We start from the raw sequence: 6863 nt of genomic DNA, 5'->3' as shown, positions 1-6863 counted from the left end.
TGCACTGTCGCTCTATTTTCAAAGATATTGAGCCATGTAGGCTGCAAGGAAAGTAAATCTTCTGGAACGATTTGTCCATCCATTAATGGAAAAGTATTGTAAATTAAACCAGCATTTAATCCTGCAACAAAAACACCAAAGATTATTTGTATAGTAACTAGAGTCAGAATAAGTATTGTGTGATATATACTATAACTAGTAAACTGGGATTCTATTATCCTAGTATGTAATAACATATAACTGTACAAGTACTTGCTTTTAAAGGTAAATTGTACAGCAAATGGTGTTATTCCAGTACTCGGCATTGGAGTCCAGCTTTTATTATATGGTCGCTTGACATGTTTGTTAAAGGTTAAGTCTTCTGGATAACAATGTTTGGGCACTGGGATGATGCCTTTCTTAGTGAAAATTACTCTTACATTGTACTGTTTGTATAGTTGTTGTGTACGTAACATTGGGATCCGTATTTGGTAATCAAAAAATTGATATGATAATAATGTAAAAATAATTAATGCTAACAATAAGTGGAGTGCAAGCCTGTAATGACTGACATGAGGTTCAGATACTAGCCCGCTTTTGACCATGTACCAACCAGCAAGAGCTTGTAATATTCCAAACAATAGTGCTATAGATAGCCTTATTGCTGCCTTTTTAAATATTCTCTTTTTCAGCAGAAAATATATAAATGGCAGAATAAAAGCTAAACCTGTTAGCCTTGCAACCAATCTATGTATATATTCTATTAGATATAAGGTACGAAACTCCTTCATACTGATACCGTAGTTAAATATTTTATATTCAGGTGTAGCCTCATACTTTGATTTTTCTTGCAGCCAATCTTGTTCACTCAATGGTGGTAATGTTCCAGAAAATGGTTTCCACTCTGTGATTGATAATCCTGCTTTTGAAAGTCTTGTAACCCCCCCAATCCCCACCATGATGATTACCATGATAGAGCAGAGGAAGAGCCAGATGACTACAGATTTTGATTGCTTTTGTTCCATTACCGAGGATGAATAATTGGTTCCCACAAAGCGAGAAAAGATGTAATACTATTATGTATCTGACTGTAGGTAGAAGAAAATATTGATATTGTATAAAAATATAAAGACATATTTTGCTGATTGATAGTTCTTATCAAAAGAGTCAAATTAGTAATGTACTCTATTTTAGTAATGTACTCTATTATAGAATAATACAAAAATAATTCATTTAAAATACTAGTTAATAGTAATGAAAGTAATAAAGATGGAGTAGTGAGAAGTATAAAAGTTGCAGAACTAATGAAGGGATTCAATAGCAAAATTACTTTAAATTCAGCGCATTTATTGAATAATTTTATATTTTTTTTAATAGGTAATGTAAGTTTGCACATAATATTTGATCTAGTATGTTCTTTTCTTAATCCAAACAAGTATGATAGTTAGTAATTTTTCCAATATCTCCGAATCACTAATTATAGTTCTATACCTTATTTGTTAAGTCAGCATCTTTAGTGACATTATAAATATTGCAGAAAAGGGCTTTTCTCAAAATTCCACTAAGTAATGGTTACTGCTACTACCTAGTAGGTGGTGATATGTTCATTTTTTTAAATCTAGGTAATAAATATTGAAATTAGTTCATATATTCTAGAGAAAAAGATTTTATAAGAAAACTGTAACTATAATTGTAGTTGTTTAAACTCGCCTACATACAGGCTAACTTGTCGTCGCATTTATTAAGTTCAATTAGTGTTTTTCAACTGCAGCGGATCTATCTTGTTACTCGAATCATATATTGCCGCGCACTTTTTTCTTAGCAAAGTTCATGTCATGATTGTATGACTTAGCTTTTGTTTTAGAAAAAGAATGAAACACTTTTGTTACTTTAAAGTATTGCGATAAAGTATATTCTTCTATAGTTGTAAGTATTTCCTGATTGTACTTTTCTGTAAAAAGCTTCACATCTAATTTTGATTCTGAATAATTTAAACTTTTAATACTTTCAATGAGTTGTTCTACACTGCACTATTCTTTGAAAATAGGCAACAAAATAATATATACGTATAGGATAACCTTCTTCATTTAACTCATTACAATTTATTTTTTGGTTAAGAGTCACTATAGGTTAAAAAATATAGTTATAAATTAAAATAAATAGTTAGAACATCCTAATCTAAATGAAAGCATCAAAGCAAAGTATATATAATTTGCTGTTGGAATTAAAGTTAAAGTCATAAAAAAAAGCGAGAAATATCGTACTTAGTTTGATGCTCTTGGATGAGAAATTAAGGGTTCTTATACTATAAATAGTTACTTGCAAATTTTGAAATATTAAAGGTTTTGGTTAAGAGAATCTAAAACCTGTTTACACCTACCTTTATCAATACGCAGTTATCATCATAGTAACCCTTGATCCAATAGTTATTACCTTAATTTATATTTTTAATCATAGAAAAAAGTAGTATTATTTAATTCTTACCAAGGAAATGTATTATTTTATAATAAAAAATCTTTTCTTGCTCTTTAATGTAAACTGAAATCGAGCTTAAATTTTTCTATATCACTGCAGAAAATTGCTAACTAGACCTAATGTAATTTTTTGTTTAAATCACGTGAAAGTGAAGATATGATCTCACTACTGCGCTTGTTATCCTGATGTACTTGTATTATTTTTTTTACGGCATCAGCTGCTATATTTGCTGTACTAGCTTGTAAATCTCCAATAGCTTTTTCAACTTGGTCAGTAACTTTCTTCAAGTGGAAGCGAGCGTTCTCATTCAACGTCTGGTCTAGTTGTTGTCTATTATACTTAATGATTCTGTTAGCCTTATCGAGTGCTTCATTTATTGTTTTATTAACCTCTGTATCTAATTTTTTGTATTTTTCAGAAGACTTTTTATAGTATTCTAACATATCTCTTTTGAATTTTTCAACCTCTTCGTTTGTAAACTTGCTCTTGTCACGTTCTCTACTAAGGATACTTTTTATTAATTTTTTTAATAATCTATATGAAAAGATAAAACCTATTGAGAAAGCAAGGCCAATGATCATTGATGTGGACATAAAAACCTCTAAAATTCTTTGAATATCAAGTTAGTAACAAATTCCTCTTCAATTTCAGAATTAGTTAACTTATTGTAGTAAATTAAAGCGATACCGATAGCTGTTTGCTTTAATTCATCGATATATTCAGATTTAAATTTTGCTACTTTTTCTTCAACAAGTTTATTCATTTTTTTATCTTCCTCTTCTATTATATTTTTTGCACTTATTCTCATTTCTTCTACTTGAACAAGTGCATTGCTCACGATCTTTTTTGCTTGTGTTCTAGCTTTGTTTAAAGCCAAGTTGTACCTAGTAACCTGGGTTTCTATAAGTTTTAGAAGACGAACAGAACTATTAAAAGAATCCAATACTTTCTTGTTTCTGATGTTTATTATTTCATCTAACTTTGGTAAAAATAAGTAACATACTATAAAAAAAAGCGAAGAGAAAAAAATTAAAAACCAAAAAACTTGAGAAAAGAAAGTTGAAGCGTCAAGTTGCGGCATATTAGACAACGAATATTAATAGCAATGCAAGTAGAAATGCAAATAGCCCCATTGCTTCAACTAAAGCTGCTCCTGTATAGACGTATTTTTTCATCTTATCTTCTGATTCAGGGTTTCTCGCGAGCCCATTTAACATGGTAGAAAATATATTTGCTACACCAGTACCAGCTCCAAGCATGCCAAGTACACTTAACCCGATTGCTATAAACTTTAAAGCTACTAAATCCATATATTACCTTCAACCATTTCCTTACAGGATTAATTGTAAAATGCTCTAAAGATAAAGTCAATTACTTTACTGCATCTGACAAATATACACATGTTAAAGAGGTGAATATATAGGCTTGTAAAATTGCAACAAACACTTCAAACCCTATTAGGGCAATTATAAACAAAAATGGTATAGGAGTTAGAGCTAAATGCATATTCACAATAAACCCTGCTATTACTTTAATAATTGTATGACCTGCAATCATATTTGCAGCAAGCCTAATTGATAAACTTATAGGTCTTGAGAGGTAAGCAAATAGCTTGATAAAAACCATCATTAGAGCAAGCCATGATGGAGTACCTTCTGGTAATAAAATACGTAGAAATTTTATTCCTCTTTCTTTGAATCCAACAACAGTTGTATAAATAAAAACTATTATCGATAAGGCAAAAGTAACTATCACATGGCTTGTAACTGTAAAACTGTAGGGAAGGACACCAACTAAATTGCATGATAAAGTGAAAATAAATGCTGTGAATATCAACGGAATATGCTTCAATCCTTTGCTTCCGGTGTTATTTTCTATTATTGAAATGACAAAACCATATACACACTCAACTGCAGCTTGCAAATACCCTGGTATTACTGACTTTTGCTTTACTCCTAAGAGCAAGAAAAGTGCAACTGATATTATTGAAATCATCATAAAAAGAGATGAGTTGGTAAAACTTATGTCGTACCCGAATAATCTAGGTAACTCTATTATTGTATATATTTTAAATTGTTCTAGCGGATTTAATGCCATTTTTATTATAAAAACTTAAAATACATTAGTAAATAAAGTATGAATTCTATAAAGTAAAGTCAAGGGTTAAGATTGATATATACTCTGTAGTACAGCCTTTTTTACTCACTTTTTTTGATAACTTGAATATTTTCTGTATTCTGGGTCTAAAGTTACATTTATAGTAGGGTTATCACTTTCACAATCAAATTCAATTTCATTGATAGATAAATCTTTTTGGGAGTCATTTTAACATAGCTAGAATATGGTAAGCTATACTACTTAGTTTGCGAGAGCGACTATAATTCAGCAAAGATACAGGGCATTTTCCGTTGTTGTAGTGTTGATTCATTAATTAAATATTTATTGAAGTGGTCAACTATTATTAATAATTATGTTTTAAAATTTATTAATTATATTTAATTTATAATATCTCAATTTAATATGCCATCCTGACTATTAAATAGTTCTTTTTGTGTATCATTTGCTAGTAAACAAAATTCTTCTATGGTTAAGTTTTCCAAACGTTTGTTACTACTTGGTTTGGTATCAATAGAAAAAAGCCATAATTTTTAGAATTAGGTTTTGTTATAATGTAACTTACCGCTTTCTTCTGAAATATTAATGTCAAACTTGTAGGGAACTTTATATTATTTAACCGCTTTTAAAATAATGCTACCGAAAAATTATAAGGTAGGTTGCAATAANTTTGATCAGGTATTATATTAGCTTTCTACAGCAATCAGGAACTCTTGATTTATGTGCTAACATCCTTCTTGTTAAGATTCTATATTTAGAACTAATTTTGATAATATTAAAATCCTCCGGACTACCAACTAAAAAGGACTATTTTTTGTTGTTTCGCTTAATAAAAATAAAATTTTATCCTAAAGTCTCTTTTGGTTTCAATGGAAGTTTTCTTATATTATTTTATTATGTAGTATTTTGATAATTTTAAAAATTAGTTGACGAAAATTCGTTGATAATTGTATATATACTTGAAGCCGGCTTAGCTCAATTAGGTAGAGCAACTGACTTGTAATCAGTAGGTTGTCAGTTCAATTCCGACAGCCGGCATGTGTGCTGAACAAGAATATATGGTAGATGAAATAAGTAAGAAAGAACCCGTTAGTAAATAAGTTCCTGAAGATATAAAAAGAGCAGAAGCTACTAAATTTCTCCTCGTTCTGCATTATAGATAGGAAGAAGCTGTGAATAGGTTAAAAAGGAAAAGTTTCTCAAGTAGAGTAAAATTTTGTAGCTCAGGAGTAACCTTGAGATTTTTAAAAAGAAACTTAAGATACTGAAAATAAAAGTAGTTCAAAACGGGATAATCTTCATAGGGAACAACATGTAGTTGTAGAAGGAGCAAAAGAACAAGGAAAAGCTTATAATTAAAGTTGATGTTGAGCATTAAAGTTTTTGGGCTCTCAAGGTATATAGCTAGAATCTACTAGCAGGATCTTGTTGGTACTTATTCTTAAGTTGTATTTATAAGGTTTTACTTAGTAAAGCGCAGTTGCTGCAGCTAATTTGCTAAATAGTAGTGTTTTTGATAAGCAAAATGTGCTGTTATTGTATGTTCTCATAGCGTAAATCTGGATTAGATTTTCAGATAGGCTATTGAAAACCTTGATTTTTTAGATTAAATCTAATCAAATTTAAAAATAACAGTTTATTACATGTCTCATACACTAAGCTATTGATGCCTTTGAACTTTATTAAATTGGTAAGTTATAGTTTTAAAATGCCTATTGCTTAAATTCAGTAGACATTAGTTTTTCTATTGTGGATGTTGAAATTGTAGGCCGTTAGTATTCTTGCTCCTTTTGTTTCCAAAACCCGATGGTTTGATTCTAAATACTCTAAAAAGAGTATTGGAAGTGTTATTTTAAATGTATAGAAACCTTTATTGCTAAATTAAGATAGATATTTCACTATTAGCTAATATATTTCTGAATATTTTGATTGGTCATTCTTTTTATAAGAAACTATTCTAAACTTTTTCTTTATTTTTTTTAGTAAGATCATTTTAATTCGTGCATAACTTTGTCATAGTCAAACATTTTTTAGATTGTACATAAATATTAAATAAATATTTCATATAGATACATTCGATCTTTTCCAGTTTCTTTAATACTCTCTAGTTACAGAAACTAAAATATCACATCAGCATTAAAGTATTTCCTCATCATCACATAAATATTTTATTCCAAATGAGTAAACTGGTTGATCAACTCTATCTTATTGCATAGAGACTTATTATTTCAAATCACACTGTCCATTATCTTCTAAGCTTCAACATACCTATCTACAAAACACATATACCTAAT

Annotated in this window: 6 protein-coding genes and 1 tRNA gene; 1 reads left to right on the top strand and 6 read right to left on the bottom strand. The window is 29.5% G+C overall.

Annotation, left to right across the window (positions count from 1 at the left end):
- The 6 genes from HSX44_RS02610 to HSX44_RS02585 form a co-directional block, all read right to left on the bottom strand.
- Positions 1–1004: COX15/CtaA family protein (locus tag HSX44_RS02610; RefSeq protein WP_275602424.1), on the bottom strand; the 1004-nt coding region annotated here is incomplete at its 3' end.
- A 768-nt stretch (positions 1005–1772) separates the two neighbouring features.
- Complete coding sequence (locus HSX44_RS02605; RefSeq protein WP_275602176.1) at positions 1773–1946, bottom strand: glycosyltransferase family protein; 174 nt, start codon at positions 1944–1946, stop codon at positions 1773–1775.
- Between the two features lie 624 nt (positions 1947–2570).
- On the bottom strand, positions 2571–3047 hold the full coding sequence (locus HSX44_RS02600) for a hypothetical protein (RefSeq protein WP_275602175.1): 477 nt from the start codon (positions 3045–3047) through the stop codon (positions 2571–2573).
- Between the two features lie 8 nt (positions 3048–3055).
- Positions 3056–3535, bottom strand: a complete 480-nt coding sequence (locus HSX44_RS02595) for a F0F1 ATP synthase subunit B family protein (RefSeq protein ID WP_275602174.1) — start codon at positions 3533–3535, stop codon at positions 3056–3058.
- 1 nt (position 3536) lies between these two features.
- Positions 3537–3764, bottom strand: a complete 228-nt coding sequence (locus tag HSX44_RS02590) for a F0F1 ATP synthase subunit C (protein ID WP_014868704.1) — start codon at positions 3762–3764, stop codon at positions 3537–3539.
- A gap of 61 nt (positions 3765–3825) precedes the next feature.
- Positions 3826–4551 carry a F0F1 ATP synthase subunit A gene (locus HSX44_RS02585; protein ID WP_275602173.1) on the bottom strand — a complete coding sequence of 242 codons (726 nt, stop codon included), beginning with the start codon at positions 4549–4551 and terminating at the stop codon, positions 3826–3828.
- A gap of 982 nt (positions 4552–5533) precedes the next feature.
- Between HSX44_RS02585 and HSX44_RS02580 the strand changes: the two genes are divergently transcribed.
- Positions 5534–5607, top strand: a tRNA-Thr gene (locus HSX44_RS02580).
- Positions 5608–6863: the final 1256 nt, after the last annotated feature.

It is taken from the genome of Wolbachia endosymbiont of Onchocerca gibsoni (assembly GCF_029169405.1).
Lineage (GTDB): Bacteria > Pseudomonadota > Alphaproteobacteria > Rickettsiales > Anaplasmataceae > Wolbachia.
Note: the sequence above shows the minus strand (reverse complement) of the source record. Positions and strands in the feature narration are given on the sequence as shown.

Coding starts and splice junctions, on each gene's coding strand:
- HSX44_RS02600 (WP_275602175.1), bottom strand. CDS start 3,047: ATGTCCACATCAATGATCATTGGCCTTGCTTTCTCAATAGGTTTTATC.
- HSX44_RS02595 (WP_275602174.1), bottom strand. CDS start 3,535: ATGCCGCAACTTGACGCTTCAACTTTCTTTTCTCAAGTTTTTTGGTTT.
- HSX44_RS02590 (WP_014868704.1), bottom strand. CDS start 3,764: ATGGATTTAGTAGCTTTAAAGTTTATAGCAATCGGGTTAAGTGTACTT.
- HSX44_RS02585 (WP_275602173.1), bottom strand. CDS start 4,551: ATGGCATTAAATCCGCTAGAACAATTTAAAATATATACAATAATAGAG.